The following is a 19,514-nucleotide window of genomic DNA, read 5'->3' as shown; positions in this document are numbered from 1 at the left end:
GGGATCGCTCCCCGCGGCGTTGTTTTACGCAATTAACAGCTGATGGTTCGCCAGCAGCGTCGCCAGATCCGTCTGCACGCCGTTCAGGGTCACCAGAGTGGTCGGCGAGAACTGGCCGCCCGTACCGTCCAGGTCAACCTGGATCTCGGTATTGCTGCCGTTCTGCACCACGCGGATGTAATCGCTGATATTGCCCGCGCTGCTGTCCAGCGTGGCCACGCCATTCACATAGCTCGCCGAGCCCGTGCCGGTATAGCCGCTTCCGGAGAGCAGATCGCGCAGGTCAATACGATCCGTGTCCGCTGTCCCTTCCCAGGTCCCGACCGTAAAGCCGTTCACCACGTCGTGACCGTTACCGCCCGTCGCATCCGACGCGTTGATCAGCTTGTAGAGCAACGTATCGTGACCGCCGCTGCCGATGTTGAAGGTGTCATTTCCGCCGCGGCCTTCGAACCGGTTATCACCGCTGTTGCCGGTGATGACGTCGTCGAAATCCGAACCGTTAATCCCTTCAATGTTCAGCAGACGCGTGGTGCCGAACCCGGTGTCCTGCGCGGTTGAGAGGCGCAGGTCAACGGTTACGCCGGAGGTCGCATTGCGGTAATCCACCACGTCCATCCCACCGGTGTTGCTCCAGGTGTCATAGTCGGAATGGGTATTCCAGCCGCCGGAACCGTTGTAGGTATAGGTGCCGTTTTCCGCGATAAAGGTGTCGTTATACCCGGTCCCGGTGATAGTCCCGCTGTGGCCACCGGTGGCCGCTTCGGCCGTCAGAACGTAGCCCTCTTTGCCGTTGCCCGCTTCCAGACCGCTCCAGGTGACGTTATCCGACACGCCGTTGGTGATCTTCAGGATCTCAGCCGAATAGGTTTCATTCGGATCAAGCCCGTAGAAGCTCACCAGCGCAGAGGTATCGTTCGAACCGATACCGGACTGGGCGTTGATGATCTGCGAGGCCACCAGCACGCCCGCGGCGTTGTACAGATTGACCGTGTTGCCGTAGTAGGCGTTGATGCCCTCGCTGTCGACAATGTGCAGATGCATCGCGGTGCCGTCAGCAATGGTTTTGCTGTTTTGCACCAGCACCACCTTGCCGTTCTGCTGAGAAACCAGCAGGTCCTGCGCGCCGTCCCAGTTGTAGTCGACAGCCGCCACGCCGGTGACGTTCGCCAGGCCTGAAGCCAGCTGGCTTGAGGTCCAGGTTGAGCCGTAACCGTTGTTGGTGAACAGGGTCGCCGTTTGCGATCCGCTGTAGGTGCTGAGCTTGACGATGTCCATCTGTCCGTCGCCGTTCCAGTCCACCGCCACAGACAAATAGCCCGCCGCTGCGTTAGAGGCTTCTACCGCGCTCTTGGTGGCCGAGAGCTTCCCGGTACCGTCGTTGTAGTAGATCACCCCGCCGTTGTTGTTGTAGCTGCTGCCCAGGTACAGATCCATGTAGCCATCGCCGTTGAAATCCGCCCACGTCATGGATGCCGCCGTGGTGGTATTCGAGGCGTTTGCCACAAACACGTTCGTCAGGTTCTGACCGATGGAGAGCGTGCCGTTACCGTTGTTGTTGATCACGGTTAACGAGTACGCGCCGCTGCGGTTGGTGTGCTGGACAATATCTACCGTGCCGTCGTTGTTCAGATCGACGCCGGAGATTTCACGCATGGTGGTGAATTGCCCCCAGAAACCTGCTCCGCCATTGGTCCCATCCGGCGACAGTACGCCGTTCTTGTTGATCAGGTACGTAATGGAGTCCGCGCCGGAGTCACCGTAGGCCAGATCCAGATAGCCATCGCCGGTTTTATCGTACGCAATCACGCCGCCGTACCAGATGGTAGTACCCATTGCCAGCTGGCTGGCGTTATAGGTGCTGCCATCGTAGGTCCACATCACCTGCGTTGACCCGGCGTAGGTATTTTCCGTCGCGAAAATGTCCTGCGTGCCGTTACGGTCAAAGTCGGCGGCGGTCTGGCTCACCACGTAGTAGTTACGGGTGTTGGTCAGCGTATTGCCGGCATAGGTCGAGCTATCGCTGCTGGAGTATGACTGGCCGTTAGCAATGATGTTCCACAGACCGCTGCTGTTCATGCCGAGAGTCATGGTGGAGTTGTTGCTGTTCCCCGCCGCGGTTGCCCAGTCGGTATTCACCGAGGTGGTATCAATCACCAGGCTGCCGGTCGCCGTACCCGTGGTATTGCCGTTACCCGCGCTGCTCTTCACCTGCGCGGTCACGCTGTAGCTCGCCACGCTCAGCGCATCGCCGTCCGGGATCTGCAGATACCAGGTGTTGTGATCCGGGTCGACCACCACCGCACCGCCGGTCTGGGAGGTGTAGGTTTTGCCGTTCACCGTCACCACCAGATATTCGCCGTTCACCAGGTCAGCGGAGACGGTACCGGTGACGATCGGCGTAGTGTCCGACGTGGTCTGCGCGGTAATCGCCGCAGTGGTGGTCGGAATGCTGGTGTCGACGTTCAGCACAAAGCCGTCGGATTCCGTGTAGTTTCCGGCCCTGTCGGTGACGCGCACGATGTAGGTGTGATTCCCGTCGCTCAGGCCGTTGTCCTGGAAGGACCAGCTCGCGCTGCCGTTCATGGTCACCTGGCCGAGCAGTACCCCATCACGGTAGAGCTGCACGATCTCGCCGTCATCCGGGGCACGGTTCAGCGTCCCGTTGATCAGCGGCGAGTTATCGTCCGTTGCCACCGCGCTGCCAAAGGTGCCCTGACGCTCGCCTTCGCCGTCGGTATAGCTGACGACCGTGCCGACCGTGGTCGGCGGCGTGGTGTCTACCGTGACGACCTGAGACGCGGTCGAACCCACGTTGCCCGCCAGGTCGATAATCCGCACCTGGTAGGTGTAGTCGCCGTCAGGCAGATCGCGGGTATCGGTGTAGCTCCAGCGCTGGTTGGTGACCGTGGTATCGAGCCACGTATTCCCGCCGTCCAGGCTGATCTGTACGCGCTCGTCGCTTGCCAGCGCGCTGCCCAGCGAACCGTTAATGGTCAGCGTGGTGTCCATGGTGATGAAATCACTGCCGGACTGGCCGGTATCTTCGCTGATGCTGTCGATGGTGACGCCGTACTGCGGCGCCTGGGTATCCACCGTCACCGCCTGCGAGGTGGTTGCCCCAACGTTCCCCGCCAGATCGACGACCCGTACCTGATAGTTGTGGCTGCCGTCGGTCAGGGTACGCGTGTCGCTGTAGCTCCACTGCGTGCCGCTTACGGTGGCGTATACCCAGGTGCTGCCGCCGTCCATGCTCACCTGCACGAATTCACCCGCGCCGAGTTCTGCGCCGAGCGTTCCGTGCAGCGTGTACGAGGTCGAACTGGTCAGGAAGTCGTTATTGTCGAAGCCGGTATCCACGGTGATGTTATCCACGGTCACCGTAATCGCCGCATCCGGGGCGACCGTATCGACGGTCACCTGCTGATGGGCGCTGGCCCCGACGTTGCCGGCCGCATCCACCACGCGAACGTAGTAGTCATAGGTCTGGTTACCCAGCGTGCGGCCGTCCACGTAGTACCAGCTGTTGCCGGTGACAATCACGTTCTGCCAGGTGACGCCGCCGTCGATGCTGATCTGCGCGTATTCGCCGTCGGCCAGCGTCGCGCCGAGCGAGCCGTGCAGCGTCAGGGACGTGTCGCGAGTGATAAAGTCGCTGCTGCTCAGGCCGGTATCGTCGCTGATGCTGTCGATGGCGATCGTTTTGCTGGCGTCCGGCGCAACGGTATCAATGGTCACCACCTGAGAGGCGGTGGCGCTGATGTTGCCCGCATCGTCAATCACGCGCAGCTGGTAGTTGTAATCCCCGTCGGCCAGCGTGCGGCCATCGACGTACGTCCAGCTCAGGCCGCTGACGCTGACGTCGGTCCAGGTGACGCCGCCGTCAAGGCTGATCTGCGCGTGGTCGCCGCTGCCCAGCGCCGCGCCGAGCGTCCCTTTCAGGCTGATCTGGTTGTCGCTGGTGATAAAGTCGCTGCCGGACAGACCGGTATCCTGCGTAATGGAATCCACGGTAATGGTGGTTGCCGCAGGCTTCGTCAGATCAATCACCACGTCCTGGCTGTCCGTTGCCCCCACGTTGCCCGCGTTATCAATCACGCGGACCTGGTACTGATACGTACCGTCCGTCAGGGTGCGGCCATCGGCGTAGCGCCAGGTGGTGCCGGTCACGGTCAGGTCAATCCAGGTGACGCCGCCGTCGAGGCTGATCTGCGCCTTCTCGTTATTGCCGAGCTGCGCGGTCAGCGAGCCGTTGACGACGACCTGGCTGTCGTTGGTGATGAAATCCGTTGCGCTCAGGCCGGTATCGTTTTGCAGCGAATCAATACTTATCCCCATCGACGGCGCGGTGAGATCCACCGTGACGGTATGGTTATCGCTGGCGCTGTTGCCGATGGTGTTGCTCACCTGCGCATTGATGACGTACGAGCCGCCGTCTGCCAGCGCGGTCACGTCAGCGCTGCCCACCGTGTAGCTCCAGGTACCGTCATTCTGGACGGTAGCCGCATAGGTTTTACCGTTCAGCGTGATGGTCACCTTCTGGCCTGCAGGCGCGTCGGTGGTACCGCTGATGACCAGCGGCGTGCCGTGCTCGGCGGCGTTGACGATGTCGTCCTGCGCAAAGGTGTTAATGGTTATGGTTGGGACATCGCCGTTCAGCGTCACGCCGTGCGTTGCGCTGCCCGGGTTGCCCGCCTTATCGTTCACCGAAGCGGTGATGGTGTACTCCCCGTCGCTCAGGCCGAGGAAATCACGGCCCGGCACGAAGACCGACCACGATCCGTCCGCCCCGACGGTCGCCTGATAGCTGTGCCCGTTGAAGGAGACGGTCACCGTCTGGCCCTGTTCCGCCGTGGTCGTACCACGGATCGTCTGGCCCGCCAGCTGCTCCGCGTTGTTGACGATATCGTCATCGGCCACGGTGCTGATGGTCACGGTTGGCGCAACGGTGTCTACCGTTAAGGTGTGCGTGGTCTGGCCGTTATTACCGGCTTTATCGTTGACCGAGGCGGTCACCGTCAGCGCGCCCTGGCTCAGGACGGCCAGATCTGCCGCCGGCACGTCGAGCGTCCAGGTGCCGTCGCTGCCGACAAGCGCAGTATAGGTTTTGCCGCCCAGCGTCACGGTAACGGTCTGACCCGCCTCCGCGCTGGAAGAACCGTGCACGGTCAGCGGCTGCTGCGCTTCCGCGGCGTTCAGCATGTCGTCAACCGACAGCGTCCCAATGCTCACCACCGGCGCAGTGGTATCCACGCTGATAGTATGCGTTGCGGAGGCGCTGTTGCCCGCGCTGTCCTGTGCCGATACGGACACCTGATAGCTGGCGCCATCGGCCAGGGCGCTGACGTCTGCAACCGGTACGGTAGTCGTCCAGGTGCCGTCGCTCTGAATGGTGGCCGTATAGCTCTTGCCGTTCAGGGTCACGGTGACCTGAGTCCCGCTGGCGAACTGCGCGCTGGAGCCGTTAATCACCAGTGACGAACCGGCTTCAGCCGCGTTGATCACGTCGTCACCGCTAAGGGTGTTCACCGTCAGCGCCACGGAGGCGGTGTTGACCACCACGTCATGGGTCTGGGAGCTGCTGTTACCCGCGCTGTCGGTAATGGTCGCGCTGAGGGTCACGGTGCCGTCGGTCAGGGCGGAAATCACGCTGGCCGGAACGCCCACGCTCCAGTTGCCGCTGGCGTCAACGGTGGTGGTGTACTGGTGCGAACCGAGGGTGATAACCACTTTATCCCCAACGTTCGCGCCGGTTGCCGACCCGCTGACGATCTGCGCCTGGCCGTGCTCCACGCTGTTAATCACGTCATCGCCCGCGACAACGTTAAAGCTGACGGTCGGCGGCGTGGTATCAAGCGTAATTGTCTTGCCCGCGCTGCCCGGGTTACCCGCGGCGTCGCTCACGCTAACCTGCACGGTGTAGCCGTTATCCGCCAGCGTGGAGAGATCGCTGCCCGGAACGTTAACGCTCCAGATGCCGCCCTGCTGCACCTGCGCGGTATAGCTCTTACCGCCCAGCGTCACGGTGACCGTCTGACCGACTTCCGCCGTAGTGGTGCCGGAGATGGCAACGCCCGCAGCCGCTTCGCTGCCGTTAATCACGTTATCGCCTGCAACCGTATCAATGGTCACGGTTGGTGCGGTGGCGTCTACGCTGTACTCACGCCCCGCCGACGCGCTGTTGCCGTGCGCGTTGGTGACGCTCACCTGTACGCTGGCATCGCCGTCCTTCAGGCCCGCGAGATCCGCAGACGGCACGGTGGCCGTCCAGTTACCGTCGGCGTCCACCTTCGCGGTGTACGTCTTGCCGCCAAAGGTAACAGTAACGGTCTGGTTTTCCTCCACGTTCGAGGTGCTGCCGGAGAGCACCAGATCCGCGCCTTTTTCCGCCGCGTTAATCACGTCGTCGGTGGCAATCGCATCGATGCTGATAGCCACCGACGCCAGGTCGACGGTCACGTCATGGCTGATGGTCACCGGGTTACCCACCGCGCTCTGGCCTGCAACGGTCACGGTGACCGTACCTGCTGCGAAGGCCGCGACGTCTGCCGCCGGGATCGCCGCGCTCCAGGAACCGTCTGCCAGCACGGAGGCCGCATAGGTTTTGCCATTGACGGTCACGGTGAGCGTTGTGCCTGCCGCCAGCCCGTCGCTGGTGCCGGAGACGATCAGGTTTTGAGTATGTTCGATGCTATTGATCACATCGTCGCCCGCCACGGTATCAACGCGCAGGCCCGGCAGGCTGGCGTCGATAACGATTTCGCGCTCGCCGGTCCCGGTGTTGCCATGGCCGTTGGTGACGGTGGCTGACACGGTCAGGTCACCGTTGCCCAGCGCCGTCAGGACGGACTCCGGAACGTTCACGGACCAGGTCAGATCGCTCTGCACCGTCGCGGTGTAGGTGTTGCCACCAATGGTCACGGTGACGGTATTGCCCGCCTCCGCGTTCGTTACCTTGCCGCTGAGGGTCTGGCCCGTGGCCACTTCCGCCGCGTTGATGACGTTATCGCCCGCCACGGTGTTGATGGTGACGGTCGGCAGCGCGGTATCCACCAGCAGGTTCGCGGTGTTGCTCACGCTGTTGCCCACGCCGTTGGTGGCGCTCGCGCTCAGGGTGTAATTCGCTTCGCCCAGACCCGCCAGATCCGCTGCCGGAACGGTCAGGCTCCAGGTGCCGTCTGCCGCCGTCGTGGCCGCGTAGTTTTTACCGTTCAGGGTCACGGTCACCACGGTGCCTTCCGCCAGGTTGGCGCTGGTGCCGCTGACGCTCAGGTCCTGACCTTTTTCTACCGCGTTCAGCACGTTATCGCCGCTGATGGCATTGAAGCTGACCGAAGGCAGACCGGTATCGACGGTCACGTTATGGCTGCCGGTACCGGTGTTGCCCGCCGCGTCGGTAACCGACGCGGTGACGGTCACGGTGCCGTCGCTGAGGCCGGAAATCACGCTCGCCGGGACGCCCACGCTCCAGTTCCCCGCCGCGTCCAGCACGGTGGTGTACGTCTGGCCGCCGATGGTGACGGTGACCTTATCGCCCGCAGCCGCGCCGGTGGCGGTGCCGCTGATGATGTGCGCCTGGCTGTGTTCTGCGAGGTTAATGACATCGTCGCCCGCCACGGTATTGATGGTCACCGCAGGAACGGTGACGTCCACCGTCAGAGTGTGATCAACCAACGCCGGGTTGCCCGCCTTGTCGCTTACCGATGCGGTAACGGTCACGCTGCCGTCCGTCAGGGCCGCAACATCGGCCGCCGGGACGTTGAGCGTCCAGCTGCCGTCCGCGCTGACGGTTGTGGTGTAGTCTTTGCCGTTCAGCGACACGGTCACCGTCTGGCCAGCTTCTGCAGAGCTGGTACCGGACACGGTCAGATCGCTCTTCGCTTCGGCGGCATTCAGAATATCGTCCGTCGCCAGGGTATTAATCGTGACGGTCGGCGCGGTGGCATCCACGCTGTACTCACGTCCCGCCGAGGCGCTGTTGCCGTTGACGTTGGTGACGCTCACCTGCACGCTGGCATCGCCGTCCTTCAGGCCAGCCAGATCCGCAGACGGTACGGTCCAGGTCCAGCTGCCGCTGTCGTCCACCGTGGTGGTGTAGATTTTGCCGTTCAGGCTGATGGTCACGGTCTGCCCGGCTTCCACGTTGGTGGTCGCACCGGACAGCACCAGATCCGCGCCCTTCTCCGCCGCGTTAATCACGTCGTCGGTCGCAATCGCATTGATGCTGATGGCAACGGTCGCCAGATCTACCGTCACATCATGGCTGATGGTAATCGGGTTACCCGCTGAGCTGTCGCCGGTCACGCTGATTTTGACGGTGCCTTCCGGCCACGCGCTCACGTCGGTAGACGGAACAGCCGCACTCCAGGTGCCGTCCGCCAGCACCGTGGCCGCATAGTCTTTACCGTTGACGGTGACGGTCAGCGCCGTGCCCGGCGCCAGCCCGTCGCTGGATCCGCTGACGATCAGGTTTTGAGTATGTTCGATGCTGTTGACCACGTTGTCGCCCGCCACGGTATCAACGCGCAGGCCCGGCAGGTTAGCGTCGATAGCGATTTCGCGCTCGTCGGTACCGGTGTTGCCGTGGCCGTTGGTGACGGTCGCCGTTACGCTCAGGCTGCCGTTACCCAGCGCGGTCAGCACGTCAGACGGCACGTTGACGGACCAGGTCAGATCGCTCTGCACCGTCGCGGTGTAGGTGTTGCCGCCAATGGTCACGGTGACGGTATTGCCCGCTTCGGCATTCGCCACGGTGCCGCTCAGGGTCTGGCCTGCCGCCACTTCCGCCGCGTTAATGACGTTATCGCCCGCCACGGTGTTGATGGTGACCGTTGGCAGCGCGGTGTCCACCAGCAGGTTCGCGGTGTTGCTCACGCTGTTGCCCACGCCGTTGGTGGCGCTTGCGTTCAGGGTGTAGTTGGCCTGGCCCAGACCCGCCAGATCCGCCGCCGGAACCGTCAGGCTCCAGGTGCCGTCTGCCGCCGTCGTGGCCGCGTAGTTTTTGCCGTTCAGGGTCACGGTCACCACGGTGCCTTCCGCGAGGTTGGCGCTGGTGCCGCTGACGCTCAGGTCCTGACCTTTCTCCACCGCGTTCAGCACGTTATCGCCGCTGATGGCGTTGAAGCTGACCGAAGGCAGACCGGTATCGACGGTCACGCTATGCGTGCCGGTGCCGGTGTTGCCCGCCGCGTCGGTGACCGACGCGGTGACGGTCACGGTGCCGTCGCTGAGGCCGGAAATCACGTTCGCCGGGACGCCCACGCTCCAGTTCCCCGCCGCGTCCAGCACGGTGGTGTACGTCTGGCCGCCGATGGTGACGGTGACCTTATCGCCCGCAGCCGCGCCGGTGGCGGTGCCGCTGATGATTTGCGCCTGGCCGTGTTCTGCGATGTTAATCACGTCATCGCCCGCCACGGTATTGATGGTCACCGCCGGGACGGTGATATCTACCGCCAGGTTGTGATCCACGGACGCCGGGTTACCCGCCTTGTCGCTGACTGATGCGGTAACGGTGACGCTGCCGTCGGTTAATCCTGCCAGATCGGCCGCCGGAACGTTCAGCGTCCAGCTGCCGTCCGCGCTGACGGTTGTGGTGTAGTCTTTGCCGTTCAGCGATACGGTGACCGTCTGGCCCGCTTCGGCGGTGCTGGTGCCGGAAACCGTCAGATCGCTCTTCGCTTCGGTGGCATTGAGAATGTCGTCCGTCGCCAGGGTATTGATGGTCACGGACGGCGCGGTCGCATCCACGCTGTACTCGCGGCCCGCCGAGGCGCTGTTGCCGTTGACGTTGGTGACGCTCACCTGCACGCTGGCGTCGCCGTCTTTCAGACCCGCCAGATCGGCCGCTGGCACCGTGGTCGTCCACTTGCCGTCGGCGCCTACGGTCGCGGTGTAGCTTTTGCCGCCGAAGATGATGGTGACGGTCTGGTTTTCTTCGACGTTTGAGGTAGTGCCTGAGAGCACCAGATCCGCGCCCTTCTCGGCCGCGTTAATCACGTCATCGGTGGCGATGGCGTCAATGCTGATGGCAACGCTCGCCAGATCCACCGTTACATCGTGGCTGATGGAAACCGGGTTACCGGCGCTGCTCTGGCCCGCAACGGTCACGGTGACCGTGCCTGCATTCAGCGCACCCACGTCCGCGGCCGGGATCGCCGCGCTCCAGGTGCCGTCCGCCAGCACGGTCGCCGGATAGGTTTTGCCGTTTACGGTCACGGTCAGCGCCGCGCCTGCCATCAGCCCGTCGCTGGAACCGGTGATAATCAGGTTCTGCCCGTGTTCGATGCTGTTGATCACGTTGTCACCCGCCACGGTATCCACGCGCAGGCCCGGCAGGTTAGCGTCGATCGTGATATCGCGCTCAGCGGATCCGCTGTTGCCGACGCCGTTGGTCACGCTGGCTGACACCGTCAAATCGCCGTTGCCCAGCGCCGTCAGAACAGATTCAGGCACATCGACGGACCAGGTGAGATCGCTCTGCACCGTTGCGGTGTAGATGTTACCGCCAATGGTCACGGTCACGGTGTTGCCCGCTTCGGCATTCACCACCTTACCGCTGATGGTCTGGCCGGCTGCCAGCTCTGCCGCGTTAATGACGTCGTCGCCCGCAATGGTGTTAACGATCACACCCGGCAGAACGGACTCCACGTTCACGGTGTGCGACGCGCTGGTGCTGTTACCGACGCCGTCCGTCGCCGAGGCGGTGACGGTGTAAAGCGCCTCGCCCAGCTGACCGACTTCGCTCGCCGGAACGGTGGTGGTCCATTTTCCGTTATCGTCCACCTGCGCACTGTACGCTTTGCCGTTGAGCATCACGGTCACCACCGCGCCTGCCGCCAGGCCGGAAGCCGTACCGGAGAGGGTCAGATCCTGGGTTTTCTCAGTATTGTTGATTACATCGTCACCGGAAACGGTGTCAATGGTCAGCCCCGGCGCGGTCAGGTTCACCTCTACGCCGTGCGTGGCGCTGTTGCTGTTGCCGGCTTTATCGGTCAGCGCCGCGGTGATGGTGTAATCCCCGGCGGCCAGCGCGGTTACGTCCGCCGCAGGCACGCCAACGCTCCAGTTGCCGGAGGCGTCGAGAGTGGCGGTGTACGATTTGCCATTGAGGGTGACGGTGACCACATCGCCCGCCGCCGCGCCGGTCACGGAACCGGTGACAATCAGGGCCTGCGCATGCTCGGCGCTGTTGATCACGTCGTCGTCGGAAACGGTGTGAATGGTCAGCTGTGGAACGGTGGTATCAACCAGCACGTCGCGATCCGCGGAGGCCGGGTTGCCCGCTTTATCCGATACGGCGGCGCTGACGGTGTAGTTCCCGTCGGCAATCGCGCCCAGATCGGCGGACGGTACGGTCACGCTCCAGCTGCCGTTAGCCTCAACGGTGGTGGTGTAGTCCACGCCGTTCAGGGTCACGGTGACGGTCTGACCCGCTTCGGCGTTGGTGACGCCGTTAATCACCAGATCCTGCTGCGCTTCGGCCGCATTGATGATGTTGTTGTCGCTGATGATTTCAATAGACACCGTCGGCGCGGTAGCGTCCACGCTGTACTCGCGGCCCGCGGACGCGCTGTTGCCGTTCACGTTGGTGACGCTCACCTGCACGCTGGCATCGCCGTCCTTCAGGCTGCCCAAATCGGCGGACGGCACGGTAGCCGTCCAGTTGCCGTCGGCATCGACCGTCGCGGTGTACGACTTACCGCCGAAGATGATGGTGACGGTCTGGTTTTCTTCCACGTTGGTGGTGGAGCCGGACAGCACCAGGTCCGCGCCTTTCTCCGCCGCGTTAATCACGTCGTCAGAGGCAATCGGGTCAATGCTGATGGCGACTGCCGCCAGATCCACCTTCACGTCATGGCTGATGGAAACCGGATTGCCCGCCGCGCTCTGGCCGTCCACGGTCACGGTGACCGTGCCCGCATTCAGCGCGCTGACGTCTGCCGCCGGAATGGCCGCCGTCCAGGTCCCGTCCGCCAGCACGGTTGCGGCGTAAGTTTTACCATTGACGGTCACCGTTAACGCCGCGCCCGCTGCCAGGCCTTCGCTGGAGCCGGTGATAATCAGGTTTTGAGCGTGCTCGATGCTGTTGATGACATCGTCGCCCGCCACGGTGTCGACCCGCAGGCCAGGCAGGTTAGCGTCTATCACGATTTCGCGCTCGCCGGTTCCGGTGTTGCCGTGGCCGTTGGTGACGCTGGCTGACACGGTCAGATCGCCGTTCCCGATGGCGGTTAAGATCGTGGACGGCACGTTGACCGACCAGCTCAGATCGTCCTGAACCATCGCGGTGTACGTATTGCCGCCAATTGAAATCGTGACGGTGTCACCGCTCGCCGCGCCGCTCACTTTCCCGCTCAGGGTCTGTCCGGCAGCCACTTCCGCCGCGTTAATAACGTCGTCCGTGGCGACCGGGTTGATGGTGACCTGCGGCAGCGCGCTGTCGACCAGCACGCTGTGACCGGTGCTCGCGCTGTTGCCCGCGGTGTCGGTTACGCTCGCCGTCACCACGTAGCTCGCTTCGCCCAGCGCGGAGACGTTTGCCGCCGGAACGGTCACGCTCCAGTTCCCGCTCGCGTCGGCGGTGGCCGTATAGCTGATGCCGTTCAGCGTCACCGTAATGGCGGTTCCTTCCGGCTGGTTGCTGGTGCCGGACACCTGCAGATCCTGGCCTTTCTCGGTCGCGTTGATCACGTCGTCAGCCGCCAGGGTATTGATGGCAATGACCGGCGCGGTCAGGGAGACGTCAAACTCGTGCGTCGCGGTGGTGCTGTTACCGGCTTTGTCGGTGAGGGTCGCAGAAATCGTCTGCTCACCGTTGACCAGCGCGCCCACGTCCGCCGCCGGAACGCCCACGCTCCAGTTGCCGGACGCATCCAGCATGGCGGTGTAATCTTTACCATTCAGGGTCACGGTGATCGCGTCACCCGCCTGCGCGCCCGTCACCTTACCGGAGACGATCAGCGCCTGGCCGTGCTCGGCAATATTGATGATGTCATCGCCCGCAACGATGTTGAAGCTAATCTGCGGTACGGTGGTGTCGACCAGCACCGATGAGCCCGCGCTGGCCGGGTTACCTGCTTTATCGGACACGGTCGCCGTTACCGCGGCGCTGCCGTCGGTGATGCCCGCCAGATCCGCCGCAGGCACGTCCAGCGTCCAGCTGCCGTCCGCCTGCACCTGCGCGCTGTATTGATTGCCGTTGAAGGTCACGGTGACCGTCTGGCCCGCTTCGGCAGTAGAGGTCCCGCTCAGGGTCAGATCCTGCGCCGCCTCTGCCGCATTCAGCATGTTATCGCCGCTGATGGTGTTGATGGTCACCGTCGGCGCGGTGGTGTCGACGCTGAACTCCTGCGCCGAAGACGCGGCGTTGCCGTTAACGTTGATGACGCTGACCTGAACGCTGGCGTCGCCGTCTTTCAGGCCGCTCAGATCGGCAGCCGGAACGGTCCAGGTCCAGTCGCCGTTGCCATCCACCGTCGTGGTGTAGGTTTTCCCTGCGAAGGTGATGGTCACGGTCTGGCCCGCTTCAACACCGGAAGTGGTGCCGGACAGCACCAGATCCTGGCCTTTTTCCGCCGCGTTAAGCACGTTGTCGTCGGTCACGCTGTTGATGGTGATGGCGACCGGCGCGAGATCGACGTCCACGACGGTCCCGATGGTTACCGGGTTGCCAGAAGCATCCTGCGCGCTTGCCTTGATATCCAGCGAGCCATCCGCCCACTGGGACACGTCCGCAGCAGGTACCGCTGCCTGCCAGGTGCCGTCCGCCAGCACCGTTGCGGAATAGGCTTTGCCGTTGATGGTCACGGTCACGGCGCTGCCCGCCGCCAGATCGGTGCTGGTGCCGGACACAATCAGGTTCTGAGCGTGTTCAATCACGTTGATCACGTCGTCGCCTGCGACCGTATCAATACGCAGTCCCGGAAGCTGGGCGTCGATGGTGAAGTCGAGCGAAGAGGAACCGGTATTGCCGTGCGCGTTGGTGACGCTTGCCGATACGGTGAGATCCCCGTTGCCGAGCGCGGTGAACTGGCTCTCGCTTAACGGCAGGCTCCAGGTCATATCGTCCTGCACGGTAGCCGTGTATGTCTGGCCGCCAAGGATAATCGTGACAGTGTCACCTGGCGCCGCGTTCGTGACTTTACCGGACAGGGTTTGCCCTGCCGCCACTTCCGCCGCGTTAACGATATTGTCGCCCGCCAGCGTGTTAATCGTCACCACCGGCAGCGAGCTGTCTACCAGCACATCGTGTGAGGCTGAGGCGCTGTTGCCTACGCTATCGGTGACGTTCGCCGTCACGGTGTAATTCGCTTCGCCCAGCGCCAGCACGTTTGCCGCCGGTACGGTCACGCTCCAGTTGCCGCTGGCGTCAGCGGTGGCCGTGTACTGAATGCCGTTCAGGGTCACCGTAATAGTCGTGCCTTCCGGCTGGTTGCTGGTGCCGGAAATCTGCAGATCTTCGCCTTTCTCGGTCGCGTTAATCACGTCGTCCGCCGCCAGCGTGTTGATACCGATGACGGGCGTCACGGTATTCACCACCACATCCAGCGAACTGCTTCCGGTATTGCCGGATCTGTCGGTCACGGAGACGTCAACTGTCCAGGTGCCGTCAGCCAGCCCCTGCACGACGGACGCCGGCAGGCCAAGGCTCCAGTTGCCCGCCGCATCCACCACGGTGGTGTAATCGACGCTGTTAATGGTGATGGTCACCAAATCGCCCGCTGCCGCGCCGGTGACGGAGCCGCTCAGGACCTGCGCCTGTGAATGGGCGAGCTGGTTAACGGTGTTGGTGTCGGTGACAAAGCTGTTGATGGTCACCTGCGGCACGGTCGCGTCCACCAGACCCACGCGGTCGGCGCTGCTGGTGTTGCCCGCCACGTCGCTCACGGTGGCCGTCACGGTAACGATGCCATCGTTGAGGGCATCGACGTCAGCCGCCGGGACGCTCAGCTGCCAGGTACCGTCCGTCTGGACCGTGGTCTGATACGTTTTGCCGTTCAGCGTCACGGTAACCGTCTGGCCGGGTTCCGCACTGCTGCTACCGCTTAACAGTAAATCCTGCTGCGCTTCAGCCGCGTTGATAATGTTATCGGCGGTCAGGTTATCGAGCGTAATCGCCGGTGGCTGCGTATCCACCGTGACCACGCGCGACGCGTCGGCACTGTTGCCGTTGACGTTAGTGACGCTGACGCTCACCTGCGCGCGCCCGTCAATCAGGGTTTCCATGGCGCTGGCGGGCACGGTCAGGCTCCAGGAGCCGTCCTGCTGCACCTGCGCGGTGAAGGTCTGGTCGGCGAATTTCACCACCACGGTCTGCCCCGCCTCTACACCCTGCGTTTGGCCGGAAAGGGTTAAATCGGCCCCTTTTTCTGCGGCATTCAGCAGGTCGTCGCCGGAGACGGTATCAATAGTGACCGCTACGGCGTTCAGATCCAGTTCAATCGGGTGTTCAGCCGCAACGGTGTTGCCCCAGGCATCTACCGCGCTGACGCTAACCGTGATGCCTCCCGCGCTCCAGGCCTGCAGGTCCGCCGCCGGGACGCCGATCTGCCAGTTGCCGCTGGCGTTAACCGCGGTAACGTAATCAACGTTGTTGATGGTGACGATAATCTGCGTGCCCGCTGCCAGATGGGTGCTGGAGCCGGTGACGGTCAGATCCTGCTGTTGCTCAATGGCGTTGATCACGTCATCGCCGGAAATGGTGTTTACGCGCAGGCCCGGCAGTTCAGCATTGATATTGATATCGCGCTCGCCGGTGCCGGTATTGCCGTGCCCGTTGGTCACCGACGCGGTAAAGGTTAAATCCCCGTCGCCGAAGGCCTGAAGATCCGCCGACGGAATTTTCACGCTCCAGGTCAGGTCGCTGCCAACCGTTGCGGTGTAGCTCTTGCCGCCCACGGTGACAGACACGGTATCGCCCGCCGCCGCGCCGGTGACGCGACCGCTGAGGGTTTGATCGACGCCCGCTTCGGCGTTATTGACCAGGTTGTCGCCCGCAAAGGTGTTGATAATGACCTGCGGAAGTACGGTATCCACCAGCAGCGTCGCCCCGGCAGAGCCGCTGTTACCCACGCTGTCGGTACCGCTGACGCTGACGGTGTAAAGGGTGTTCGCCAGATTCAGCACGTCGGAAACCGGCACCTGGACCGCCCAGATACCGTTTTCAACGGTGGCCTGATAGCTGACGTTGTTCAGCGTCACGGTGATGGCGCTGCCGTCAGGCAGGTTGCTGGTGCCGGTGAGGCTCAGCGGCTGCATTGCTTCCTGAGCATTCAGCACGTTGTCCTGGCTGATGGCGTCAATCGTAAATTCTGGCGGGTTTCCGCTCAGCGTAATATCGTGCGTGGCGCTGCCGGTGTTGCCTGCCGCGTCGGTCACGGAAACTGAAATCGTATGGTTACCTTCTCCCAACGCGCCCAGCACGGACGCCGGAACACCTACGCTCCAGCTGCCGTCCGCCAGCACCACGCCGGTGAAAGACTGTCCGCCAACGGTCACGGTGACCACATCGCCTGCCGACGCGCCGCTCGCCTGCCCGGAAATAATCTGCGCCTGCCCCTGCTCGCTGATATTGAGGGTATCGTCGCCCGCCACGGTATCGATAGTGACGACCGGCGCAGTGGTATCAACCGTGAAATCTCCCGTCACGGACGTACCGTTGCCCGCTTTGTCGCTAACGTTAACCGTCAGAGTGTGATTGCCCTCGTTGAGCGCCTGCACGTCGTTCGCTGCAAGCGTGACGGACCAGGTGCCGGCGCTACCCACCGTAGCGTTATAGTTTTTACCGTTCAGCGTGACCGTGACGATCTGACCGGCTTCCGCATTCGTTTTACCGGTCAGGGTCAGCGGCTGATTGTGCTCAGCCGCATTAATGATGTTGTCCTGCGCGAGGGTATCGACAGAGAGGGTTGGTGCGGTGGTATCCACGCCGATCGTCTGGCTGCCGCTCACGGTATTACCCGCCGCGTCTTTGCCGCTGACGTTAATCGTCCAGGTGCCGTCGCCCAGCGCCTGCGCGTCTGCTGCAGGCACGTTCACGCTCCACGCGCCGTCTGCCCCGACTTCAGCCGCGTAGGTTTTGCCGTTCAGCGTTACGGTAAGTAAGGTACCCTGCGCCAGGTTTTTGCTGGCTCCGGAAACCGTAAAGCCCGCGGATTGTTCGCTGGCGTTCAGCACGTTATCGCCCGCCGTGGTGGCAAGCGTAATGGCGGCATCGGCGGTTGAAACCGTCACGGTGATACTGCCCGCAGAGGTGGTTTTACTGCCGTCGATCTGCACGACCGACCAGGTGTGCTCCCCGTCCGTCTGGGTCGGTAACATTACCGTCCACGTGCCGTCTTTGCCGACCATCGTGCTCGCAATGGTGCTGCCGCTGCTGTCTTTAACCTGGATGGTCGCGCCTGGCTGACCGGTACCGCTAAAGGTTGGGTTGCTGTCGTCCGTGATCTCGTTTGCGCTCAGCACGCCCTGCTTGTCACCCGCTTTATCCGACAGCAGGAAGGTTGGCGTGGCGCTTTCCACCTCTTTCGTATTATCAATAACTTTTGTCTTAGTTTCGCCGTCGCCGCCGTTTGCCAGCAGCGCCCCGATGGCACCGCCACCTAATGCAGCTCCCGCAATCCAGCCCCACGGCGCGTCGCTTAAGACGCTTTCCTGTTCAAGGAAAGGTTGAATGCTGCTAATCGGTGTGGCCTGCGCGGTTAACTCGGTCACCGCAGCGCCTGACGCGTCCCCGGCATCGGCAAAAGAAATATGCGTCAGTTCCTGACGATCGTTGAATACCAGCTCTGACTGAGTATGCGTTTCAGGATCTTCAACAAAATAGTTATTGCAGCGAATAACGCTGCCATCTTTCATATAAATGAGGAGGTCTTTACCCTGGCGGACATAGCGCACCACATCCTGAGCAGAACCCTGGATTTCAATCACGCTCGGGGATGAAATAGAGACCGACAGATTTCCTTCGCCGGTTAATTTCGTTTTCTCCGCCGTTTTGCGAATGATGACATCAACAACTTTTATGTTACTCATATTCTTCTCCTTGCAGGTGTACGGATTCCTGTGGATATGTCCACCAGATGGATGTAGCTATCCCTGGGAAAAAACACCCATTATTTTCAGTCTTACTTTGCGCAACACTGCGCGTCTTTTATTAACTCAAATCGGGTAATTTTGCGGCAGCGTTTTTCTCTATTCCAATAAGCGGCATTAAATTATCAACCGCGGAAGCATAATTAATTGCCGAACTCCAGCCATCATACTCAGCGATTATTTTCGCCGAAGTAGCCTGCCAGACATCCTGCTCAACGCTGAGCAGATCGTTAATGCTCCGCTTGCTCAGGGTGTACTCATTTTTATAAACATCCCGGGCGCGCAGGGCATTTTCCAGCTGCTGCTTTCCGGCCTCCATTCTTCCCCGTGCGCCGGTCCAGTCCGCCTGCGCGACGGAGGCTTTTTGCAGGACGTCAAAACGCGCCTGATCGACCTGAGAGGAGGCCATCGCTCGTGCTCCTTCAGCCTGCCGCACTCGTGCGGAAACTGCGCCCCCCTGATAAAGCGGTGCGTCAATATTGAGCTGGATCTGGTCGTCCCAGTACGAACGGTTGTCCGATTCATAACGGGTGCGCCCACCCTTCAGGCTTAACGTCGGCCAGTGCTGGGACTTCGCCGTTTCCACGCCGTACTGGGCAGAGCGCTCCATGTTTTGCGCGGCCATAACCGCCGGTATCAGCGAGTAATCAATGCGGTTGAGCGAATCAGGTTCAACCGCGAGGTTTGCAGGTACAGGCGAATAGTTTTCTGCCTGCATACCGGTTAATACCGCAAGCCGCGCGCGGGCGCTGTTTAAGGCGGCCTGATACTGCGCGACCGTCGCCTGCATGCCGGCAATACGCGTGCGGGTCTGGAGCTCATCGGAGGTCGAGCTCACGCCCGCATCGGCACGCAGCTTTGCCAGCTGCTCAACGTTTTTCAGCGCCTGAACGTTCTCCTTTGCCGCCTGCAGCAGATCGGCATAGCGTTTGACCTCGACGTAGCTCAGCGCCGTTTTTTCCGCCACGTCAGAGAGCGTGCCCATCAGCTGATAGCGATAGCTATCGCGCTGGGCGGAAGACTGGCTGATGCTGTTATTAGTCTTGCCAAAATCGTACAGCAGCTGCGTCAGGCTCAGCCCCCAGGCGGCCGAATTCTTCAGCGACCCGCTGGAATCGGTGGTCTGGCTGTGCCCTGTACTCCCGTTCAACGATATTTGCGGCATCCAGCCGCTGCGCGCTTCATCTATTTGTGCCTGGCCAATACCCAATTGTGCGGCCTGCTGACTAATAGACGGATCGCGATCGATAGCAAAAAGAATACTTTCTTTTAAGGTTGTCGTGGCAACCGGGGCAATGCCCACCTGACTGCTATTGGCGTACGCCGTATTTATGGCTAATGAAATGAATGCCAGTGCTGCTGTAAATCGGCGTAACATAGGCTTTCGTAATATCGTCATTGTTATCTCCCTGACTCTGAGTGAC

The 19,514-nt window shown here is 62.1% G+C and carries 2 protein-coding genes; both read right to left on the bottom strand.

Going from position 1 to position 19,514, the window contains the following annotated elements:
* Positions 1-24 precede the first annotated feature (24 nt).
* A complete protein-coding gene (locus ACW9E7_RS09005; RefSeq protein ID WP_458727611.1) occupies positions 25-18,030 on the bottom strand; it encodes an Ig-like domain-containing protein in 18,006 nt (6,001 codons plus the stop codon).
* Positions 18,031-18,151: 121 nt separating this feature from the next.
* Positions 18,152-19,489 carry a TolC family outer membrane protein gene (locus ACW9E7_RS09000; protein ID WP_133294365.1) on the bottom strand — a complete coding sequence of 446 codons (1,338 nt, stop codon included), beginning with the start codon at positions 19,487-19,489 and terminating at the stop codon, positions 18,152-18,154.
* Positions 19,490-19,514: the final 25 nt, after the last annotated feature.

This window comes from Enterobacter sp. H2G27, assembly GCF_054403075.1.
The sequence above is the reverse complement of the archived record's forward strand: the minus strand, read 5'-3'. Positions and strand labels throughout refer to the sequence as shown.